Raw genomic sequence first — 19,864 nt, forward strand, 5'->3', positions numbered from 1 at the left:
GGCTCCTGACTACTGACGATGCGGGCAATGCAGGCGGGTCATCTCGCCTTCTCTGCCCCCGGGTGAAACTAACGTAACGCTGATGCTGACACATCCCGCCTGCGATGTCTGCATTCGGTTAACCTGCCAGTTGGCAGGTGGCGAAATCGCGCGCAGTTGCGTTTGCTGCCAGCCATGCCGCCAGAGTTGCAGATACTGGTTTCTGCTGGCAAGACTGTTCATTAATGTTCTCTGATACCCCGATAACGCAGTGACAATCATCACCATCAGCACCATTGCCAACATCACTTCCGGCAGGCTAAAGCCTTGTTGATTCTTCAGGGAAGCTGACATAACGCCCCCTCTTTCTGCGGACAAAAATCACTCCAGCCGCGTGGCGAAAAAACAATGTTTCCATCGTTCACTTCGCCTGTTCGCCACAATGAAACGCCTTCATAACCGGCAATCAGCAAGATTTCATTATCTACCAGTAAACGCAGACAAACCCGGGCACCGGTTGCAGCGTACTGTGAGCACTGAACTGCGGGCTGTGTCTGCCAGGAGTGCATTCTGCCCCATTCCAGCGCCGACTGTACGATAGCCTGGCGACGCAATGACTGGCTTTCCATAGTCACCTGAGAGGCAAAACTGCGATCCTGTTGGCTCATTCCCTGTAGCAGCAAACTGCCCAAAACCAGCAACATCAGAACCAGTGCCAGCGATGATACTCCCCGTTCACGGTTCACAGGTTGAATCCTGTTACGCTATAACTGGCATCCACCACAGTTTGTGGTTCAGCCTTACTGGCACCGCGCATATTAACCGTCAACATCGGCGAAAACCCACTGACATCCTGACGTATGACCTGAAAAGTCTTGATAATGATGGCATCCGGATTAGTGACTTTATCCCAACCCTTACCTTCACAAGATGTCGCACCGCGTAATGTTTCCAGCACATGCTCCTTCAGACGAAATCCAATCTGGTCGGACTCTTTTACCGGTTCGCGATCCCAGATACCGTTACTGTTCGCATCCCACTGAACAATGATGCAGTCACCCTGCCCGACAATGACCAGCCCCTCGCCAGTGCAGCTACCATGACAATAACCCGCTCTCTGGAGATGCTTCGCGACTGTAAATATCCGCAGCCAGATTTCATCTTCCAGCGCCAGCTTACGGGCGCTCGTCAAACTTTCACGCTGTAATGCAGGCAGAAATCGTGCAGCCCCCAGCAACAGTACGCTACTGATCGCCATAGCAATCAACACTTCCAGCAGAGAAAATCCTTGCTCTTTTACAGACATCCTTCTGTTTCTCCTTGCTGGCAAAGCCGGAGCCTTCCCCACGGCGAAACCACCAGCCACCACTCGCCCGTTGAGTTTTTGAAGCGAATATGCCCTGCCCATGCGGTATTGCGCATGCCAAAGAAAGTGAGCGAAGGCGTCAGGTCGCTCATTTCTACGTCGGGCCAGCGTGGCACGAAGAGCAGCGGTGAACTGCCATGACAGGCATTCGCCCCTGCGGCAGAACTCACAAGACACCATAACTTCCCCTCCCTGATGACGCTGATACTGTGGTCGCGGTTATGCCAGTTGGCATCCTCACGTAAATAGAGCAAATAGTCCCGCGCCTGGCTGGCGGTTTGCCATAGCCGTTGCGACTGCTGCCAGTATTGCCAGCCATAAAGTCCACTTGCGCTTAGCATGACCAAAATCAGCATCGCAACCAGCGTTTCAATCAGCGTATAACCACGTTGTGTTTTCATGCCGGCAGTATGCGACGAGGAGAAAAAAAGACGAGGGTCAGTTTCTCATTCTTCGGCGCGTCTTCCGGACTATTTACGCTGTTGCAGGGCGTTGCAAAATTTCGGGAAGGCGTCTCGAAGAATTTAGCGAAGGATAAAAAAAACCGACGCACACTGGCGTCGGCTCTGGCAGGATGTTGCGTAATTTAGATAGCAACCGGCGCTTTAATGCCCGGATGCGGATCGTAGCCTTCAATCTCAAAGTCTTCGAAACGGTAGTCGAAGATGGATTCAGGTTTACGTTTGATAATCAGCTTCGGCAGCGGACGCGGTTCACGACTTAATTGCAAATGGGTTTGATCCATATGATTGCTGTACAGGTGCGTATCGCCACCGGTCCAGACAAAATCACCCACTTCCAGATCGCACTGCTGCGCCATCATATGCACCAGTAACGCGTAGCTGGCAATGTTAAACGGCAGGCCGAGGAAGACGTCACAGGAACGCTGATAAAGCTGGCAAGAGAGTTTGCCGTCTGCCACATAGAACTGGAAGAACGCATGGCACGGCGCCAGCGCCATTTTATCCAGTTCGCCTACGTTCCACGCCGAAACAATAATACGGCGGGAATCCGGATCGTTTTTCAGCTGGTTCAGTACCGTAGTGATCTGGTCAATATGACGACCATCTGGCGTTGGCCAGGCGCGCCACTGTTTACCATAAACCGGACCGAGATCGCCGTTTTCATCGGCCCACTCGTCCCAAATGGTGACATTGTTTTCGTGCAGGTAAGCAATGTTAGTGTCGCCCTGCAGGAACCACAGCAGTTCATGGATAATGGAACGCAGGTGGCAACGTTTGGTTGTCACTAACGGGAATCCATCCTGCAGGTTAAAACGCATCTGATGACCAAAAATGGAAAGCGTTCCGGTTCCGGTACGGTCGTTTTTCTGTGTGCCTTCGTCGAGCACTTTTTGCATCAGTTCTAAATACTGTTTCATGGTTCCTCAGGAAACGTGTTGCTGTGGGCTGCGACGATATGCCCAGACCATCATGAAAACACCCGCGACAATCATCGGGATGGAAAGAATTTGCCCCATGCTGATGTACTGCACCCATGCACCGGTGAACTGCGCATCGGGCTGGCGGAAAAACTCAACAATGATGCGAAACGCGCCATAGCCAATCAGGAACAAGCCTGAGACAGCCCCCATGGGGCGCGGTTTACGGATATACAGGTTGAGGATAATAAACAGCACCACACCTTCCAGCAGCATCTCGTAAAGTTGCGACGGGTGGCGCGGTAGTACGCCGTAGGTGTCGAAAATGGATTGCCACTGTGGGTTGTTTTGCAGCAACAGAATGTCTTCGGTACGGGAGCCAGGGAACAGCATGGCAAACGGGAAGTTCGGGTCAACGCGCCCCCATAATTCACCGTTAATAAAGTTGCCCAGACGCCCGGCTCCAAGGCCAAATGGAATGAGCGGTGCGATAAAATCAGAGACCTGGAAGAAGGAACGTTTGGTGCGGCGGGCGAAGATAATCATCACCACAATCACGCCAATCAGACCGCCGTGGAAGGACATGCCGCCGTCCCAGACACGGAACAGATACAGCGGATCGGCCATAAACTGCGGGAAGTTGTAGAACAGAACATAACCAATACGTCCGCCAAGGAAGACGCCGAGGAAGCCCGCATAGAGTAAGTTTTCAACTTCATTTTTGGTCCAGCCGCTGCCTGGACGGCTAGCCCGACGCCCAGCCAGCCACATTGCAAAAATGAAACCCACCAGATACATCAGGCCGTACCAGTGAAGCGCCACGGGTCCTATTGAGAAAATGACCGGATCAAATTCCGGAAAATGCAGATAGCTACTGGTCATCTGTCACCACAAGTTCTTGTTATTTCGCTGAAAGAGAACAGCGATTGAAATGCGCGCCGCAGGTTTCAGGCGCTCCAAAGGTGCGAATAATAGCACAAGGGAACCTGGCTGGTTGCCGGATACCGTTAAAAGATATGTATATGATCCGCGCTATAACCCCCCGCGAATCAGCCCGCCCATACCGCGACGCTCCATAAATGCCGCTACCTGATGACGAACTTCGGTCGCCAGTTGCGCTTCCAGACTGCGCTGCGCAAGATTTTCTGCTTCGGCAAAATCAATGCGCCGCAGCAGGTATTTTACGCGCGCGACAGAACGTCCGTTCATAGACAGATGGCGATACCCCAGCCCAATGAGGATTGCCACGCACATGGGATCGCCCGCCATTTCACCGCATAAACGCAGATCGATTCCCTGCGTTTCCGCCTCACGGGCGATCATCGCCAGAGCACGTAACATTCCAGGATGAAGACTGTCATAAATGTTCGCTACTCTGGTGTTGTTGCGATCAACGGCCAGGATGTATTGAGTCAGGTCGTTGGTGCCAACAGAGATAAAATCGATCCGGTTTGCCAGATGCGGCAGCATAAATACCATTGAAGGTACTTCCAGCATGATACCGATGCGTGGTTTGGGAATTGCGTAACCGATCATCTCCTCGACTTCACGTCCGGCACGTTCAATCAGGCGGCGTGCTTCGTCAACTTCATCCAGGCTTGTGACCATTGGCAACAGAATGTGCAGGTTGCCCGTTGCAGCATTGGCGCGCAACATCGCCCGCACCTGGATCAAAAAGATCTCCGGCTGATCGAGCGTAATGCGAATCCCACGCCACCCCAGGCATGGATTCTCTTCGCTGATCGGCATGTAGGGCAATTGTTTGTCAGCACCGACATCCAGCGTACGCAGGGTGACGGGTTTATCATTGAACATTTGCAGCATCCCCTGATACTGCGCCACCTGTTCTTCTTCCGACGGGAAACCACTTTGCAGCATGAAAGGGATTTCGGTGCGATAAAGACCGATACCATCAATGCGACTGCCCAGTTTTTCTTCATGTTCCGGGCTTAATCCCGCATTGAGCATAACTTTTATGCGCTCGCCGCTTTTTAACTGCGCAGGTAAATTGACGTCATCTTCTGCCAGACGACTAAGCTCAATCTCTTCGCTAATCAGCCGCTGATATTCTTGCAGCAGTACCGGCTCCGGGTCGACCAGCAATTCACCGCGATAACCATCAACGATCAGTGTGCGACGATGCAGCACCGAAGGCTGAATGTCCGCGCCCATCACGGTAGGGATCCCCAGCGCACGTACCATAATCGCAGCATGGGAGTTGGCTGCGCCATCGCGCACGACAACGCCGACTAAGCGATCCTGAGGCAGCTCTGCAAGGGTTGTCGCTGACAGTTCATCTGCCACCAGAATGAAACGTTCCGGCCAGGCGTTCGCCCCCTGGTTGGCATCATCAAGGTGAAACAACAATCGCTGGCCCAGCGCACGTAAATCACCGGCTCGCTCTTTGAGATAGCTATCACTTAGCGCAGCAAACTGTTCGGCGAATTTTTCAATGACCGTTTTCACCGCCCACTCTGCAACTGAGCCTTTATCCACCTCGTCAAATAATTCGCGACGCAGACGCGTGTCAGAAAGCAGGTGTGAGTAAAGATCGAAAATAGCCGCTGTTTCTTTTTGTGCACCGGCAGCAAAGCGTTTGCTGTAGCGACGAAACTCGTTAGCCGCTTCTTCCAGCGCCCCGGTCAGTCGCTCGCGTTCCAGAGCCGGATCCAGCGTTGATGCCTGATATACCTGTTCCATTAAGGGTAACGTGGCATCCTGCCAGCCTTCAGCAATCGCCACGCCGGGCGCTGCCGGTAATGCGCGGATTCGCGTCTGGCGATATTGCCCAAACAAGGCAGTCAACTGCGACTGAGAAAGAATAGCTGCCATCTGGGTGGCAAGCGTCACCAGAAAAGATTCTTCACTTTCGTTGTACTGCCGCAACTCTCGTTGCTGTACCACCAGTACACCAAGTAACTGGCGACGTTGAATAATTGGCACGCCTAAAAACGCGCGGAAACGTTCTTCTTTTACGGAGGGGATATATTTGAAGCTGGGGTGTTTTTGCGCATCCGCAAGGTTTATCGGTTCCGCCAGCCTGCCAACCAGGCCGACGATCCCTTCATCAAACGCGAGCGTTACGGTGCGACCACGTGGCTTTTTTAATCCTCGGGTCGCCATCAGGTAGTAACAACGTCGGTCGTGATCGGCCAGGTAGACCGAACAGACCTCGGTATCCATCGCAAGACAGATGTCGGTAACCAGAATATTTAACGCCTCATTCAGGCGTGGTGCGCTGGCTACCTTTTCGACTATTTCACGCAGGCGAGTGAGCATAATGGGCGTGACTTAACCTCTTTTACGTCGATAAGCAGATACGTTTTGTGGTTTAGGCGTATTTTCTTGCAGCGCCATCACAACACTTGCGAACTCTTTCATTACCCTACGGTAGACATCACGTTTAAATGACACCACCTGTCTGACCGGATACCAGTAACTTACCCATCGCCAGCCGTCAAACTCTGGTGTACTGCTGGTTTGCATATTGATTTCCGCATCGCCGCTCACCAGCTGCAAGAGAAACCATTTTTGTTTTTGGCCGATACAAACCGGCTTCGTGTCCCAACGCACCAAACGTTTCGGTAATTTGTAGCGCAACCAGTTACGCGTTGAAGCAAGGATTCGAACGTCTTTACGGCTTAATCCTACTTCTTCAAACAATTCACGGTACATCGCCTGTTCTGCGGATTCTCCGGGATTAATTCCGCCTTGCGGAAATTGCCAGGAGTGCTGACCAAATCGCCGGGCCCACATCACTTGCCCCTGACGATTACAAATCACGATACCTACGTTTGGGCGGTAGCCATCGTCATCAATCACCGGACTACCTCAAAATAAAGCTTTATATACGAATGATTGTTTCATACTCCAGGAAGACGGTAAACCACTCTCTGCAGGGCATTACACACTAATAACAATTGAATAACTCACAGTTAAGTGCAGAGTTATAAACAGAGGACGGGGTGGATAGCCGTTTTTATTCACCTTTTCTGTGGATAGAGTTGTGAAGAACTACGGAATTACCACGGGAAAACCCAGAGCATTCTGAATCAGTCGCTAAAATACACTTTAAAATATTCGTTATTAATCAATATATTAAACACATAAATATTGATAAAACAGAGAAATTCGTGACACATGTCACACCACTCATTTACGCGTTGGCGAAAGATCAACCAACGTCGTATTTATCCACAGAATGTGCCACTAAGTTAAGCACCGCACCACTAAAAATTAGAGTTTCGTCGCACGTCAAGGCTGTAGATGGAAACAGTAGTGAGGGTTTTTCACAGTTATCCCAGCTTTCTGTGGATAACATGGTGTAAGATCCTGTTTATTTTCAGTGACCAGAATTGGAAAACCCACCAGGACGTTGCGCAACACCGTCACCTGTGGATTAAAAAACAAGATAAATCATAGAATTGAATAACGCTTGTGGAAAAAGTTACACTCTGAATATTCGGTACAAAATAGCTGCTTATTTTTTAACCAAGGTGTAATGCCATGTCTCAACCTCGCCCATTGTCCTCTCCTCCCGAAACTGAAGCGCAGTTATTAGCACAAGCACAGCAACTTTCTGGCTACACCCTGGGTGAACTGGCAGCACTTGCCGGGTTGGTTGCGCCGGAGAATTTAAAACGCGATAAAGGTTGGATCGGTGTGTTACTGGAGATCTGGCTTGGCGCCAGCGCAGGGAGTAAACCTGAACAAGATTTTGCCGCATTAGGCGTGGAACTCAAAACTATCCCTGTGGATAGTCTTGGTCGTCCGCTGGAAACGACATTCGTTTGTGTTGCACCATTAACCGGCAATAGCGGTGTGACCTGGGAAACCAGTCACGTCCGCCACAAACTTAAACGGGTGTTATGGATACCGGTTGAAGGCGAGCGCAGCATCCCGCTGGCGCAGCGTCGCGTAGGAGCACCGTTGTTGTGGAGTCCGAACGAAGAGGAAGACCGCCAGCTACGCGAAGACTGGGAAGAATTGATGGATATGATTGTCCTCGGTCAGGTTGAGCGAATCACCGCTCGTCACGGGGAATATTTGCAAATACGACCGAAAGCGGCGAATGCGAAAGCTCTCACCGAAGCCATTGGCGCCCGGGGCGAACGAATTCTGACATTGCCGCGCGGATTTTATCTGAAGAAGAAGTTCACCAGCGCACTGCTGGCCCGTCATTTTTTGATCCAGTAGCCATCGCTTTGACCTGCTGCATTCCGGGCATATAATTACCGCTTCATTTTTTTGGCAGGGCTTTTTAGATGTTATTTGCATGGATAACCGATCCTAACGCCTGGCTTGCGCTCGGTACGCTGACGCTGCTGGAGATCGTTCTTGGGATCGATAATATTATTTTCCTTTCTCTGGTGGTCGCAAAGTTGCCCACCGCACAGCGTGGTCACGCGCGGCGTCTGGGACTGGCTGGAGCCATGGTTATGCGTCTGGCGCTGCTGGCGTCGATTGCCTGGGTTACGCGCCTGACGAATCCGCTTTTTACAATTTTCAGTCAGGAAATTTCCGCTCGTGATTTGATTCTGCTGCTGGGTGGTCTGTTCCTTATCTGGAAAGCCAGTAAGGAGATCCACGAATCTATCGAAGGTGAAGAAGAAGGGCTGAAAACACGCGTTTCATCATTCCTCGGTGCTATCGTACAGATTATGCTGCTGGATATTATTTTCAGCCTCGATTCAGTGATTACCGCCGTGGGTCTGTCGGATCATCTGTTTATTATGATGGCGGCCGTCGTCATTGCAGTAGGTGTGATGATGTTCGCCGCGCGTTCGATTGGTGATTTTGTTGAACGCCACCCTTCGGTAAAAATGCTGGCGCTCTCTTTCCTGATTCTGGTGGGCTTTACCCTGATACTGGAAAGTTTCGATATCCACGTACCGAAAGGTTACATCTACTTCGCAATGTTCTTCTCCATTGCAGTAGAAAGCCTCAACCTGATTCGCAATAAAAAGAATCCGCTCTGATATTCCGTTCGCTCTCCAGTGGGAGAGCGAACGTCTTCCCTTTATTCTCACAGTTTAAGACTTTCCTGCTTTCAAGATGTATAACGTCAGATTATAAACAGACTATTATCATTGATGGGCTTAATGAGGATAACCGGATGAAAAAATGGGCAGTATTAATTTCCGCAGTCGGACTGGCATTTGCTGTTTCCGGTTGTAGTAGTGATTATGTGATGGCCACTAAAGATGGTCGAATGATCCTGACTGATGGAAAACCGGAAATTGACGATGATACCGGGCTTGTGAGTTATCACGATCAACAAGGTAACGCGATGCAAATTAACCGCGATGATGTCTCGCAAATTATTGAACGTTAAAAAATAAGGTCAGCATCCGGCTGACCTTAAGATTTTTCGCTTTCCCTTTTCCCTTCCCTCTGCCATTTTTATATTCCTTATGTCGTGATTATAAAAAGGAAACGGCTATGCAATATCACCGTATACCCCACAGCTCGCTGGAAGTCAGCACGCTGGGGCTTGGCACGATGACGTTTGGTGAACAGAACAGCGAAGCCGACGCCCACGCACAACTCGACTATGCCGTCGCTCAGGGCATTAATCTTATTGACGTTGCCGAGATGTACCCTGTACCGCCGCGCCCCGAAACGCAGGGATTGGCTGAAACCTATGTAGGTAACTGGCTGGCAAAACATGGCAACCGCGAAAAGTTAATTATCGCCTCCAAAGTGAGCGGACCGTCGCGCAATAATGACAAGGGAATTCGCCCGGATCAGGCGCTGGACAGGAAGAATATCCGCGAAGCTCTGCATGACAGCCTCAAACGCCTACAGACTGATTACCTCGATCTTTATCAGGTACACTGGCCGCAGCGCCCGACCAACTGCTTCGGCAAACTCGGTTATAGTTGGACGGATTCCGCGCCTGCGGTTTCGCTGCTGGATACGCTGGATGCACTGGCAGAATACCAACGCGCAGGGAAAATTCGTTATATCGGCGTGTCGAATGAAACCGCATTTGGCGTAATGCGTTATCTACATCTGGCGGACAAACACGATCTGCCGCGCATCGTCACTATTCAGAACCCCTATAGTCTGTTAAACCGCAGCTTTGAAGTGGGTCTGGCGGAAGTCAGCCAGTATGAAGGCGTCGAGTTGCTGGCCTATTCGTGCCTGGGTTTCGGCACGCTGACCGGTAAATATCTCAATGGTGCAAAACCGGCTGGTGCGCGTAATACGCTCTTTAGTCGGTTCACCCGTTATAGTGGTGAACAAACGCAAAAAGCCGTCGCGGCGTATGTTGATATTGCCAGACGTCATGGCCTGGATCCTGCTCAGATGGCGCTCGCTTTTGTACGCCGCCAACCGTTTGTTGCCAGCACGCTGCTGGGCGCAACGACGATGGAACAGTTGAAAACCAACATCGAAAGTTTGCATCTGGAGTTAAGCGAAGACGTATTGGCTGAAATTGAAGCGGTGCATCAGGTTTATACTTATCCGGCACCTTAAGGATTAACGCCGGTTAAAACCGGCGTTAAATATTAATGACGGCGTTGCCAGACCCACAGCGCCGTTATTGCCAGCGCAAACAGCGTACCGAAGCCAATGCCAATGGGCACGACCGGGATGCCTACCATGACCGCCAGTGAATAAATCCCCAACATCAGCAACATGGCACTGTTTTCGCCCAGGTTCTGTACTGCAATCGCATTCCCCGCCCCGACGCTTTTTTTACCCCGCTCCTGTAACAACGCATTGAGCGGAACGACAAAAAAGCCGCCAAGTACGCCAATCAGCATCAGCAAGGCATAGGCTGGCAGCAGCTCATGTTGCAGGGAGAAAATCAGCACTACCACGCCAATTAAAATCCCGGCAGGCATACAGCGTGAAACGGTTTCCAGCGTGACCAGCTTCGCTGCCGCACCTGCGCCAACCACGATGCCAATCGCCACCATGGCGTTGAGATAGGTCGGCGTAGCGTTATCGGTAATGCCCAGCGCCACCGGCACCCATAGCGCCAGCAGGAAACGCAGCGTGACGCCCGCTCCCCAGAACAAACTGGTGCCTACCAGCGAAAAACGCGTTTCTCCATTGCGCCACAGCGAGGTGCAGGCATTCAGGAAACTGCGGGTCATATTGATGAGATTCCACGACTGCCCCGGACGCGCCGCCGCCAGTTTTGGAATATAGATATTGGCGACGACCGCCCCGCCGTAGGCCAGCGCACATGCCGCCAGGGCGACCAGAATATGCCAGTCTGCCAGTACACCACCGGCTACGGAACCGAGCAAAATCGCCGCAATGGTGGAGGCTTCCATTAAACCGTTAGCTTTCACTAACTTACTACCCGTGGTTAATTCACCAAGAATCCCGTATTTCGCCGGTGAATACGCTGCCGCACCAATTCCCACCAGCGTATAGCCGAGAAAGGGATTGATGCCAAAGCAGATACTGGCAGCGCCCAACAGCTTAAGGCCGTTAGCAAACATCATTACCCGGCCTTTGGCAAAGCTATCCGCCACCTGCCCGACAAACGGCGCAAAAAGAATGTAAGCACCTACAAACACCATTTGCAGGACAGGCTGACTCCACTCCGGATAGAACTGCGCTTTCAGTAACGCCAGAGTAGCAAACAGCAGCGCGTTATCACCAAACGCAGAAAGAAACTGCGCGACGATAACTGCTTTCATCCCCTTCGACCACAGCGAAGTGTTAGTGTGCACTGACTCACTCATCGTGTTGTTCCGCTTCGTCTACCCAGCTTTTCAACGTGACAAAGTCAGGTTTACCGCTGCCCAGTAATGGCATCTGTTTCAGATAGCGAATGTCGCGCGGTACGGCAAGTTCCGGCACGCCGTGCTCGCGGGCATACTGTTGCAGTTTATCGCGCGCCAGTTCACTGTCCGTGGTGAAAAGCACCAGCGCCTCACCTTTGCTGGCATCGCTCTTAATCGCAGTGGCATGCATCTTGTCTGGAGAAACGCCAATGGCCAGTTGTTCCACCATTTCCAGCGACACCATTTCGCCTGCAATTTTGGCAAAGCGTTTCGCGCGCCCCTGAATCTGCACAAAGCCCTGTTCGTCGAAACGCACGATATCACCCGTGTCATACCAGCCGCGCTCCATCTCGCCGCGAACATTCTCGGCGGTGGGCACTTCCAGCACGCCCGGTTTCTCCACGCGCAGGTAGCCGTTCATAATGTTCGGCCCTTTTAGTTGCAGGCGACCACCGTCTTCGATACCCGGAACCGCCAGCAGTCGAGCATCCATACCAGGCAAAATACGCCCTACCGTACCTGGTTTCGCCGCCATCGGTACGTTGATGGACACCACCGGCGCACATTCCGTCACACCGTAACCTTCAAGAATGCGCAGGCCAAATTTATCCTGCCAAAGCTGTTTGGTGCTTTCTTGCAATTTCTCCGCACCTGCCACCACATAGCGTAGACGATAGAAGTCATACGGGTTGGCAAAGCGCGCGTAGTGACCGAGGAAGGTCGAGGTGCCAAAAAGCACGGTACAACTGCGGTCGTACACCAGTTCCGGCACAATGCGGTAGTGCAGCGGACTTGGATAAAGGAACACTTCCGCCCCCGTCAGCAGTGGCGTAAACAGGCCAACAGTCAGACCAAAAGAGTGGAACAGTGGCAATGCCGACATAAAGCGGTCATTGGTGGTGAAGTCGGCAATAGTTTTAATCTGCTCGACGTTCGCCAGAATACTTTTATGGCTATGGACCACGCCTTTCGGATGGCCTTCAGAACCGGAGGTAAAGAGGATCAGCGCCTCTTCTTCTGGCTGCTGTTTTACCTGTGCCAGGCGCGGCACCAGCAAATGCGCGAAGATCCACACTTTGTCGGCAGTGGTGACGTCCGCTTTTAAATCTTCCAGATAAACCCAACGCACCTGAGTAAGCTGTTCCGGCAGATGCCAGAGTTTGCCTTTATCGAGAAACTGACGGGAAGTGAAGATGGTTTTTATTTCAGCCGCCGTAATGGCGCTGGTCAGCCCTTTTACCCCGGCAGTGTAGTTCATCATGGCCGGAATACGACGACGAGCGATAGCCCCGAAAATCACTGCCGCACTGATGCCCGCATTGGGCAGCATTAAGCCGATGCGTTCGCCTTCAACACTGTATTTTTCAAGAATGCGTCCAACAAACAGCGTTTTAGTAAGCAATTTGCGATAGGAGTCTGGGGTAAAGTTGACGTCTTCGACACATTTCTTCCCGGCTCCGAAGCGGTACATTGCGCTCAGTAAAGATTCGTACAGCATCTCACGCGGGCGCACCGCCATACGCGCTTCCATCATTATTTGATGCAGCATTTCGCCAGCGATTTTGCGACGGTCACGGGCACGCGGCGCATCCGGCATCTGCACTTGCGTTGGTGGCAAAATATGCAGATGAATTTGCGGGAACAAGCGACGTTTAACCAGACCTTTCAGGCGGCTGAAGTGCGTAAGTTCCGCCCCTTCAATACGCACTGGAATGACTGTCGCACCTGACTTCGCAGCGACAAAACCCGCGCCATCGTAGATTTTCATCAGCGAGCCGGTTGTCGTAATTCGTCCTTCAGGGAAAATAACCACCGGTCGCCCCTGTTCAACCAGACGTACCAAATGTTTAATTGCCATGGGTTGCGTCGGGTCGAGAGGAACGAAGTCGATAAATGATTTCAGCCAACGCATATACCACTGCTGGCTGATAGAGGTGTAAACGGCAAAAACAGGGCGAACGGGTAAAAACAGCGCCAGCAATATGCCATCAATAAATGAGACGTGATTGGGCGTGATAAGAACACGCTCGCCCTTCAGTGCCTTGGTGTCGCCTGTCACGCGAACACGGTACAGGACACGGCACAAATTACGAAAAAAGCTAAAAAGCATTCCAACTCCCTTTGCTCAATCTTCAGTAAAAGCGAATGGTGCGAGATTACACCAGAAGGAGAACACGAGCGACAGTAAAATGGGGGCGAAAAAAAACCTGCGCATCCGCGCAGGCTGGTGCAAGAGACAGGGTACGAAGAGCGTACCGAATAATCTCACCAATCAATACCTCTGGGATCTTGATTGTGGTCTGCACACAGACTGTTCGCCAGCGAGAAAACGCAAAGGAGTGAAGGGAAATGCAACCAGGTGTGTAAATTATCGGTTACTGTTACAGATTGATGACAGACAAAAAAAACCTGCGCATCTGCGCAGGTTGGTGTAATTCATGTGATCAACCCGAAGTTGACTTCACCTATCAATACCTCTGGGATCACCACTTTATCAATCTGAAGCCAAACGCCACCAGCGGTCAATCGCAACAGCGTTTCGCAAAGTGTAACCAAAGGTTTGCAATCTCTTTTTTTGTCTTACTTATTTGCGTTTCGCTCACAATCCCCGCGCTGAAAGTACCACGCCCCTTGAACCAACGGACGTTTTCCGTAACACTGACAGAATGTAAGCGTTTACCCACAAAGGTATTTTCATGGCGACCATAAAGGATGTAGCCCGACTGGCAGGCGTTTCAGTCGCCACAGTTTCCCGCGTCATTAATAATTCTCCCAAAGCCAGCGAAGCTTCCCGGCTGGCTGTACATAGTGCAATGGAGTCTCTTAGCTATCACCCGAACGCCAACGCCCGGGCGCTGGCACAACAGGCCACCGAAACCGTTGGGTTGATTGTTGGTGATGTCTCCGATCCTTTTTTCGGCGCAATGGTGAAAGCGGTTGAACAGGTGGCTTATCACACGGGTAATTTTTTATTGATTGGTAATGGTTACCACAACGAGCAAAAAGAACGTCAGGCCATTGAGCAGTTGATCCGTCATCGCTGCGCCGCACTGGTCGTTCATGCCAAAATGATTCCCGATGCCGATTTGACAGCATTGATGAAACAAATGCCCGGCATGGTGCTGATCAACCGGATCCTTCCGGGGTTTGAGAATCGTTGCATCGCACTGGACGATCGTTATGGCGCCTGGCTGGCGACGCGTCATTTGATTCAACAAGGCCATACTCGCATTGGTTATCTCTGCTCTAACCACTCTATTTCTGACGCCGAAGATCGTCTGCAGGGTTATTACGATGCCCTTGCCGAAAGCGGTATTCCGGCCAATGATCGGCTGGTAACTTTTGGCGAACCGGATGAAAGCGGCGGCGAACAGGCAATGACTGAACTGCTGGGAAGGGGGCGAAATTTCACTGCCGTGGCCTGTTATAACGACTCAATGGCGGCGGGCGCGATGGGTGTACTCAATGATAATGGTATTGATGTACCGGGTGAGATTTCATTGATTGGCTTTGATGATGTGCTGGTATCGCGCTATGTTCGTCCGCGTTTGACGACAGTACGCTATCCAATTGTAACGATGGCGACTCAGGCTGCCGAACTGGCTTTGGCACTGGCGAACAATCACCCGCTTCCTGAAATTACCAACGTCTTTAGTCCAACGCTGGTACGTCGCCATTCAGTTTCAACACCGTCACTGGAGGCAAGTCATAACGCCTCCAGCAACTAGCCGCGATTAAAGCAACTCAAGCGCCAGTAATTCTTCAATGGTCTGGCGACGGCGAATCAACCGCGCCTGACCATTATCAAACAGAACTTCTGGCAGCAGTGGGCGACTATTGTAGTTTGATGACATTGACGCACCATATGCGCCAGTATCATGCAGTACCAGATAATCCCCCGCCTTCACTTCCGGCAAAGCACGGGTTTCGACATTCCCCCCCTCCTGCTGGGTAAAAACATCCCCCGATTCACATAGCGGCCCGGCGACAACGGTTTCCACCATTGGTGCGTGCTCAAGGGAATGACCATCAGCCGCCAGTGCGCTAATGTGATGGTAACTGCCGTACATTGCCGGGCGCATCAGATCGTTAAATCCGGCGTCAACCAGCACAAAGTGGCGGCTCCCCATCTGTTTGACGCTTCGCACCTGGGTAATCAACACACCAGACTGCGCCACCAGGAAACGACCTGGTTCAATTTCCAGTTTCACAGGGTGACCCAGATGATGAGCAATCTGCTCACGTGCCGCATTCCACAGGCCATAATAATGTTCGGTATCAACCGCTTCTTCTCCCTGCTGATAAGGCACAGAAAGCCCACCGCCAGCAGAAATCGCCTGTAAATCCTGACCAAAGTCGATAACCTGCCGCACCATCGCACCACACACCTGTTCCAGATGTGCATAGTCAACACCGGAACCAATGTGCATGTGAATGCCGACCAGCTGCAATTGATGCCGCTGTATCACTTCCAGTGCGGCGGGAAGATCGGTGTACCAGATACCGTGCTTGCTGTTTTCGCCGCCGGTATTGGTTTTTTGGCTATGCCCATGACCAAACCCCGGGTTAACGCGCAGCCATACCCGATGACCTGGCGAAACCTGGCCTAGTTGGTCGAGCATATCGACAGAACCCGCATTCACCGGAATTTGCAATTCACTGACACGCTCGAGCGTCGCCTGGTCGATAACATCAGCGGTAAAGACGATGTCATCGGGATGCGTTTGTGGATTGTAACCCGCCGCCAGCGCGCGCTCGATTTCGCCCAACGAGACGGAATCTACTTTCACGCCTTGCTCACGCATTAAGCGCAAAATATGAATATTGGAACAGGCTTTCTGCGCAAAGCGCACCACATCAAACTGCTTCAGAGCCGCAATCTGCCGACGAATGATTTGTGCATCGTAGACCCAAACCGGGCAGCCAAATTCTGCGGGCAAGCGCAGCAGATTTTCGGCGGTGAGATCGGTATCGGTGCTGAACAGTGAATGTGGCATAACAAACTCCGAATAAGTGCTTTTTTATGATTACGCCACATCATAAAAAGAATAAAAAATATCGATTTATGCCAGGTCTATGCAAAAATGATATGGATTACCGGAGAATGAGATTAAGCAGATGGCCGCCGTTAACTTACGTCATATTGAAATTTTTCATGCGGTAATGACCGCCGGAAGCCTGACTGAAGCAGCACAACTGCTACATACTTCACAACCCACCGTCAGCCGCGAACTGGCGCGCTTTGAAAAAGTAATTGGGATGAAATTGTTTGAGCGCGTACGCGGACGATTACATCCTACCGTGCAAGGGCTGCGGTTGTTTGAAGAGGTGCAGCGATCCTGGTACGGCCTGGATCGCATTGTCAGTGCCGCAGAAAGTTTGCGCGAATTTCGACAGGGCGAACTGTCTATTGCCTGCTTGCCGGTCTTTTCGCAGTCTTTTTTGCCGCCACTGATGCAACCGTTTCTGGCCCGCTATCCTGAAGTCAGCTTAAACATTGTGCCGCAGGAATCGCCGCTACTTGAAGAGTGGCTCTCAGCCCAGCGCCATGATTTAGGCCTCACCGAGACGCTGCATACGCCTGCGGGTACGGAACGTACTGAATTACTGTCTTTAGATGAAGTCTGTGTTTTACCACAGGGGCATTCGCTGGCGGCAAAAGAGGTATTAACGCCGGAAGATTTTCAGGGTGAGAATTACATCAGCCTTTCCCGTACTGATAGCTATCGCCAGTTGTTGGATCAACTATTTAATGAACATCAGGTTAAACGCCGCATGATTGTGGAAACCCATAGCGCCGCGTCAGTCTGCGCGATGGTACGGGCGGGGGCGGGAGTTTCCGTGGTTAACCCGCTCACCGCACTGGATTATGCGGCAAGCGGTTTAGTGGTGCGGCGATTTAGTATTGCAGTTCCGTTCACCGTTAGCCTGATTCGCCCCCTGCACCGTCCGTCATCAGCACTGGTGCAGGCATTTAGTGAGCACTTACAGGCAGGTTTACCGAATCTGGTTGCCTCACTTAACGCTATTTTGTAGCGAATTACGACAGCATAAAAGCGACGGCATCCTCGGCATGAAGAGCGGTGGTATCGAACACGGGCAGGACACTGCGCTCTTCTGGCACCAGTAAACCAATTTCAGTACAGCCAAAAATGACGCCCTGCGCCCCCTGTTCTGCGAGACGAGTAATGACTTGCGCATAATAAGCGCGTGACGTTTCGGTAAATTGCCCCAGACACAGCTCTTCAAAAATAATCTGATTAATTTTCGCCCGCTCATCCGCTTCAGGCACCAAACAATCGATAGAAAATTGCTCTGCCAGCCGTCCACGATAAAAATCCTGTTCCATGGTGTAGCGCGTTCCCAGCAGCGCCACGCGCGTCATTCCAACACGGGTGATGGCACGCCCGGTGGCATCCGCAATATGTAAGAAAGGCAGTGAGCAACGAGACTCGATGACATCTGCTACTTTGTGCATCGTATTGGTACATAACACAATGCCTTCTGCTCCTGCCCGCTGTAATCCAAGCGCCGCACTGGCAAGAATCTCTCCTGTTTTGTCCCACTCACCGCGACGTTGGCACTCTTCTATTTCATGAAAATCGACGCTATGTAGCAGCACTTGCGCAGAGTGAAGCCCGCCAAGTCGCTGTTTAATGCCTTCATTTATCAGGCGATAGTAAGGAATGGTGGATTCCCAGCTCATTCCTCCCAGCAAACCAATTGTTTTCATTCCTCTCTCCTGATGTGAGTTACCGCAACAGAGCTGATTAAGGAACGAAACAAACGCCTCAACGGCCTGGTGCCAGATCTCTATTAGCGAAAAAAAGGCCGGATGTACAGCACATCCGGCCTGTGAAATCAGACACCGATATTTCTCAATTTCTCACCAGCCATCAGTCTACGTTCGATATGTTCCAGCGTGACATTCTTGGTTTCCGGAATAAGCCAGAAGGTGATGCCAACAAACGCAATGTTCAGCGCAGTGTAGAGCCAGAACGTACCTGCCGCGCCGATGCTATCGAGCAGAGTCAGGAAGGTCGCGCCGATAATCATGTTCGACACCCAGTTCATAGTGGTCGAACAGGTAATACCAAAATCGCGGCATTTCAGCGGCTGAATTTCGGAGCACAGGATCCACACCACTGGCGCGGCGCTCATCGCATAACCGGCAATACACATCATCGTCATGCCAACAGAGAGCCAGGACAAACCACTGGAAGCCGTACCGTTATCAAACTGCATCAGGCAATAGCCCAACACCAACGTGCCCAGCGCCATCACGCTAAAACCAATTTTCAGTGCCGGTTTACGCCCCGCTTTATCTACCGTAAAGACAGCAATAAAGGTGGCGAACATAAATGTCAGCCCCACCACCAGAGTCGCTATCATCTGTTGCTCTGTGGTCGTAAAGCCCGCCATTTTGAAGATGCGCGGCGCGTAGTACATGATGATGTTCATACCAGTAAACTGCTGCATCGCCTGCAACAACATACCGAGGAACACTGCTCGACGGACATTACGGTTGATCTTAAACAGCGCCCAACCGCCCTGTTTTAATTTCAGGCTTTCACGAATTTCATTGAGTTCTTCTCGCGCTTTTTCCGACGTATCGCGCAGCATACGCAGCACTTCTTCCGCCTCAATATGACGCCCCTTTTCCGCCAGCCAGCGCGGGCTATTCGGCAGAAATACCACCAGAATAATCAACAGAACTGCCGGTAAGGCAAGAACACCTAACATCGCACGCCAGTTACCGCTATAGCTGAATGCCGTGTCGGATAAAAACGCCAGAACGATGCCAAGCGTGACCATTAACTGGTACATACTGATCATCTTGCCACGCACGTTTTCACTCGCCATTTCAGAGAGATACAGTGGCGCAGTGTAAGAGGCAATCCCCACCGCAATCCCCAGAACCACACGGGCCGCGATTAACATTTCGACACTGGTGGCAAACGCTGATCCTATTGAGCCCAATACGAACAGCACAGCACCAGCCATCAGGCTGTATTTACGTCCCAAACGGAACGACAGCCAGCCGTTAAACAGCGCACCGATTGCTGCGCCAAGCATCATGCTACTGACCACCCATTCCTGCAAACGACTGGTCAGCACAAAGTGATCGGTGATAAACGGTAATGCACCTGCGATAACCCCGATATCAAGACCGAATAACAATCCCGCGACCGCAGCAGCTACCGAAACAAACATATTCATACGCCGCGTATCACGCAGAGGGCGCGGCGTTAAAGCAGATTCCGTATTGATAGTAACCATTTTTTCCTGCCAGCACAGAGTAAGACATAGTGAAAAAATACGTGAACAATTAACTCAGGTGTCAGGTCGGAAATAGCATAAATATGGATTAAATTGCTGCCACATGCA

General features: G+C 51.5%; 20 protein-coding genes. 6 read left to right on the forward strand and 14 right to left on the reverse strand.

What is annotated here, in order from left to right; translation table 11 throughout:
- Positions 1 to 9: 9 nt before the first annotated feature.
- The 9 genes from RGV86_RS07970 to RGV86_RS08010 form a co-directional block, all read right to left on the reverse strand.
- Entirely contained in the window at positions 10 to 333 is a 324-nt protein-coding gene (locus RGV86_RS07970; protein ID WP_085461108.1) for a prepilin-type N-terminal cleavage/methylation domain-containing protein, read from the reverse strand.
- Complete coding sequence (locus RGV86_RS07975; RefSeq protein ID WP_085461109.1) at positions 318 to 725, reverse strand: DUF2509 family protein; 408 nt, start codon at positions 723 to 725, stop codon at positions 318 to 320. Before RGV86_RS07975 ends, RGV86_RS07970 begins: the two co-directional genes overlap by 16 nt.
- On the reverse strand, positions 722 to 1,285 hold the full coding sequence (locus RGV86_RS07980; protein ID WP_000111601.1) for a prepilin peptidase-dependent protein: 564 nt from the start codon (positions 1,283 to 1,285) through the stop codon (positions 722 to 724). Before RGV86_RS07980 ends, RGV86_RS07975 begins: the two co-directional genes overlap by 4 nt.
- Positions 1,276 to 1,746 carry a prepilin peptidase-dependent protein gene (locus RGV86_RS07985; protein ID WP_085461110.1) on the reverse strand — a complete coding sequence of 157 codons (471 nt, stop codon included), beginning with the start codon at positions 1,744 to 1,746 and terminating at the stop codon, positions 1,276 to 1,278. Before RGV86_RS07985 ends, RGV86_RS07980 begins: the two co-directional genes overlap by 10 nt.
- Before the next feature lie 185 nt (positions 1,747 to 1,931).
- Complete coding sequence (gene thyA / locus RGV86_RS07990) at positions 1,932 to 2,726, reverse strand: thymidylate synthase (protein WP_000816232.1); 795 nt, start codon at positions 2,724 to 2,726, stop codon at positions 1,932 to 1,934.
- Between the two features lie 6 nt (positions 2,727 to 2,732).
- Positions 2,733 to 3,608, reverse strand: coding sequence for a prolipoprotein diacylglyceryl transferase (gene lgt / locus RGV86_RS07995; protein ID WP_000204651.1), 876 nt, complete (start codon positions 3,606 to 3,608; stop codon positions 2,733 to 2,735).
- Between the two features lie 150 nt (positions 3,609 to 3,758).
- Positions 3,759 to 6,005, reverse strand: a complete 2,247-nt coding sequence (ptsP, locus tag RGV86_RS08000; RefSeq protein WP_000957932.1) for a phosphoenolpyruvate--protein phosphotransferase — start codon at positions 6,003 to 6,005, stop codon at positions 3,759 to 3,761.
- A gap of 12 nt (positions 6,006 to 6,017) precedes the next feature.
- Entirely contained in the window at positions 6,018 to 6,548 is a 531-nt protein-coding gene (gene rppH / locus RGV86_RS08005) for an RNA pyrophosphohydrolase (RefSeq protein WP_000564488.1), read from the reverse strand.
- A 352-nt stretch (positions 6,549 to 6,900) separates the two neighbouring features.
- Positions 6,901 to 7,047: a hypothetical protein gene (locus RGV86_RS08010; RefSeq protein ID WP_286136532.1), complete on the reverse strand. Its 147-nt coding sequence runs from the start codon at positions 7,045 to 7,047 to the stop codon at positions 6,901 to 6,903.
- A gap of 185 nt (positions 7,048 to 7,232) precedes the next feature.
- Between RGV86_RS08010 and mutH the strand changes: the two genes are divergently transcribed.
- The 4 genes from mutH (at position 7,233) to RGV86_RS08030 (ending at position 10,208) form a co-directional block, all read left to right on the forward strand.
- Positions 7,233 to 7,922, forward strand: coding sequence for a DNA mismatch repair endonuclease MutH (mutH, locus tag RGV86_RS08015; RefSeq protein ID WP_000082203.1), 690 nt, complete (start codon positions 7,233 to 7,235; stop codon positions 7,920 to 7,922).
- Between the two features lie 68 nt (positions 7,923 to 7,990).
- Positions 7,991 to 8,704: a TerC family protein gene (locus RGV86_RS08020; protein WP_000895631.1), complete on the forward strand. Its 714-nt coding sequence runs from the start codon at positions 7,991 to 7,993 to the stop codon at positions 8,702 to 8,704.
- A gap of 137 nt (positions 8,705 to 8,841) precedes the next feature.
- Entirely contained in the window at positions 8,842 to 9,060 is a 219-nt protein-coding gene (gene ygdR, locus RGV86_RS08025) for a lipoprotein YgdR (RefSeq protein ID WP_000758660.1), read from the forward strand.
- A gap of 107 nt (positions 9,061 to 9,167) precedes the next feature.
- Entirely contained in the window at positions 9,168 to 10,208 is a 1,041-nt protein-coding gene (locus RGV86_RS08030; protein WP_309508388.1) for an NADP(H)-dependent aldo-keto reductase, read from the forward strand.
- 32 nt (positions 10,209 to 10,240) lie between these two features.
- Here RGV86_RS08030 and lplT read toward each other — a convergent pair whose 3' ends face one another.
- Together lplT and aas are read right to left on the reverse strand one after the other, a co-directional pair.
- Positions 10,241 to 11,434: a lysophospholipid transporter LplT gene (gene lplT, locus RGV86_RS08035; protein WP_085461111.1), complete on the reverse strand. Its 1,194-nt coding sequence runs from the start codon at positions 11,432 to 11,434 to the stop codon at positions 10,241 to 10,243.
- Positions 11,427 to 13,586, reverse strand: coding sequence for a bifunctional acyl-ACP--phospholipid O-acyltransferase/long-chain-fatty-acid--ACP ligase (gene aas / locus RGV86_RS08040; protein ID WP_085461112.1), 2,160 nt, complete (start codon positions 13,584 to 13,586; stop codon positions 11,427 to 11,429). Before aas ends, lplT begins: the two co-directional genes overlap by 8 nt.
- Before the next feature lie 586 nt (positions 13,587 to 14,172).
- Between aas and galR the strand changes: the two genes are divergently transcribed.
- A complete protein-coding gene (gene galR, locus RGV86_RS08045; RefSeq protein WP_000201036.1) occupies positions 14,173 to 15,204 on the forward strand; it encodes an HTH-type transcriptional regulator GalR in 1,032 nt (343 codons plus the stop codon).
- A gap of 6 nt (positions 15,205 to 15,210) precedes the next feature.
- Here galR and lysA read toward each other — a convergent pair whose 3' ends face one another.
- The gene (gene lysA / locus RGV86_RS08050) at positions 15,211 to 16,473 is read right to left on the reverse strand and encodes a diaminopimelate decarboxylase (protein ID WP_032226127.1); all 1,263 of its coding nucleotides are present in this window, start codon (positions 16,471 to 16,473) and stop codon (positions 15,211 to 15,213) included.
- 121 nt (positions 16,474 to 16,594) lie between these two features.
- On the opposite strand from lysA, the gene lysR reads away from it, so the two are divergent.
- Complete coding sequence (lysR, locus tag RGV86_RS08055; protein ID WP_000741845.1) at positions 16,595 to 17,512, forward strand: DNA-binding transcriptional regulator LysR; 918 nt, start codon at positions 16,595 to 16,597, stop codon at positions 17,510 to 17,512.
- Positions 17,513 to 17,516: 4 nt separating this feature from the next.
- On the opposite strand, the gene RGV86_RS08060 is transcribed toward lysR, so the two are convergent.
- Positions 17,517 to 18,209 carry an aspartate/glutamate racemase gene (locus RGV86_RS08060; RefSeq protein ID WP_000848678.1) on the reverse strand — a complete coding sequence of 231 codons (693 nt, stop codon included), beginning with the start codon at positions 18,207 to 18,209 and terminating at the stop codon, positions 17,517 to 17,519.
- A 128-nt stretch (positions 18,210 to 18,337) separates the two neighbouring features.
- Positions 18,338 to 19,756: an arabinose-proton symporter AraE gene (gene araE, locus RGV86_RS08065; protein WP_000256429.1), complete on the reverse strand. Its 1,419-nt coding sequence runs from the start codon at positions 19,754 to 19,756 to the stop codon at positions 18,338 to 18,340.
- Positions 19,757 to 19,864: the final 108 nt, after the last annotated feature.

The organism is Escherichia ruysiae (assembly GCF_031323975.1).
In the GTDB taxonomy this organism is placed as follows: Bacteria; Pseudomonadota; Gammaproteobacteria; order Enterobacterales; family Enterobacteriaceae; genus Escherichia; species Escherichia ruysiae.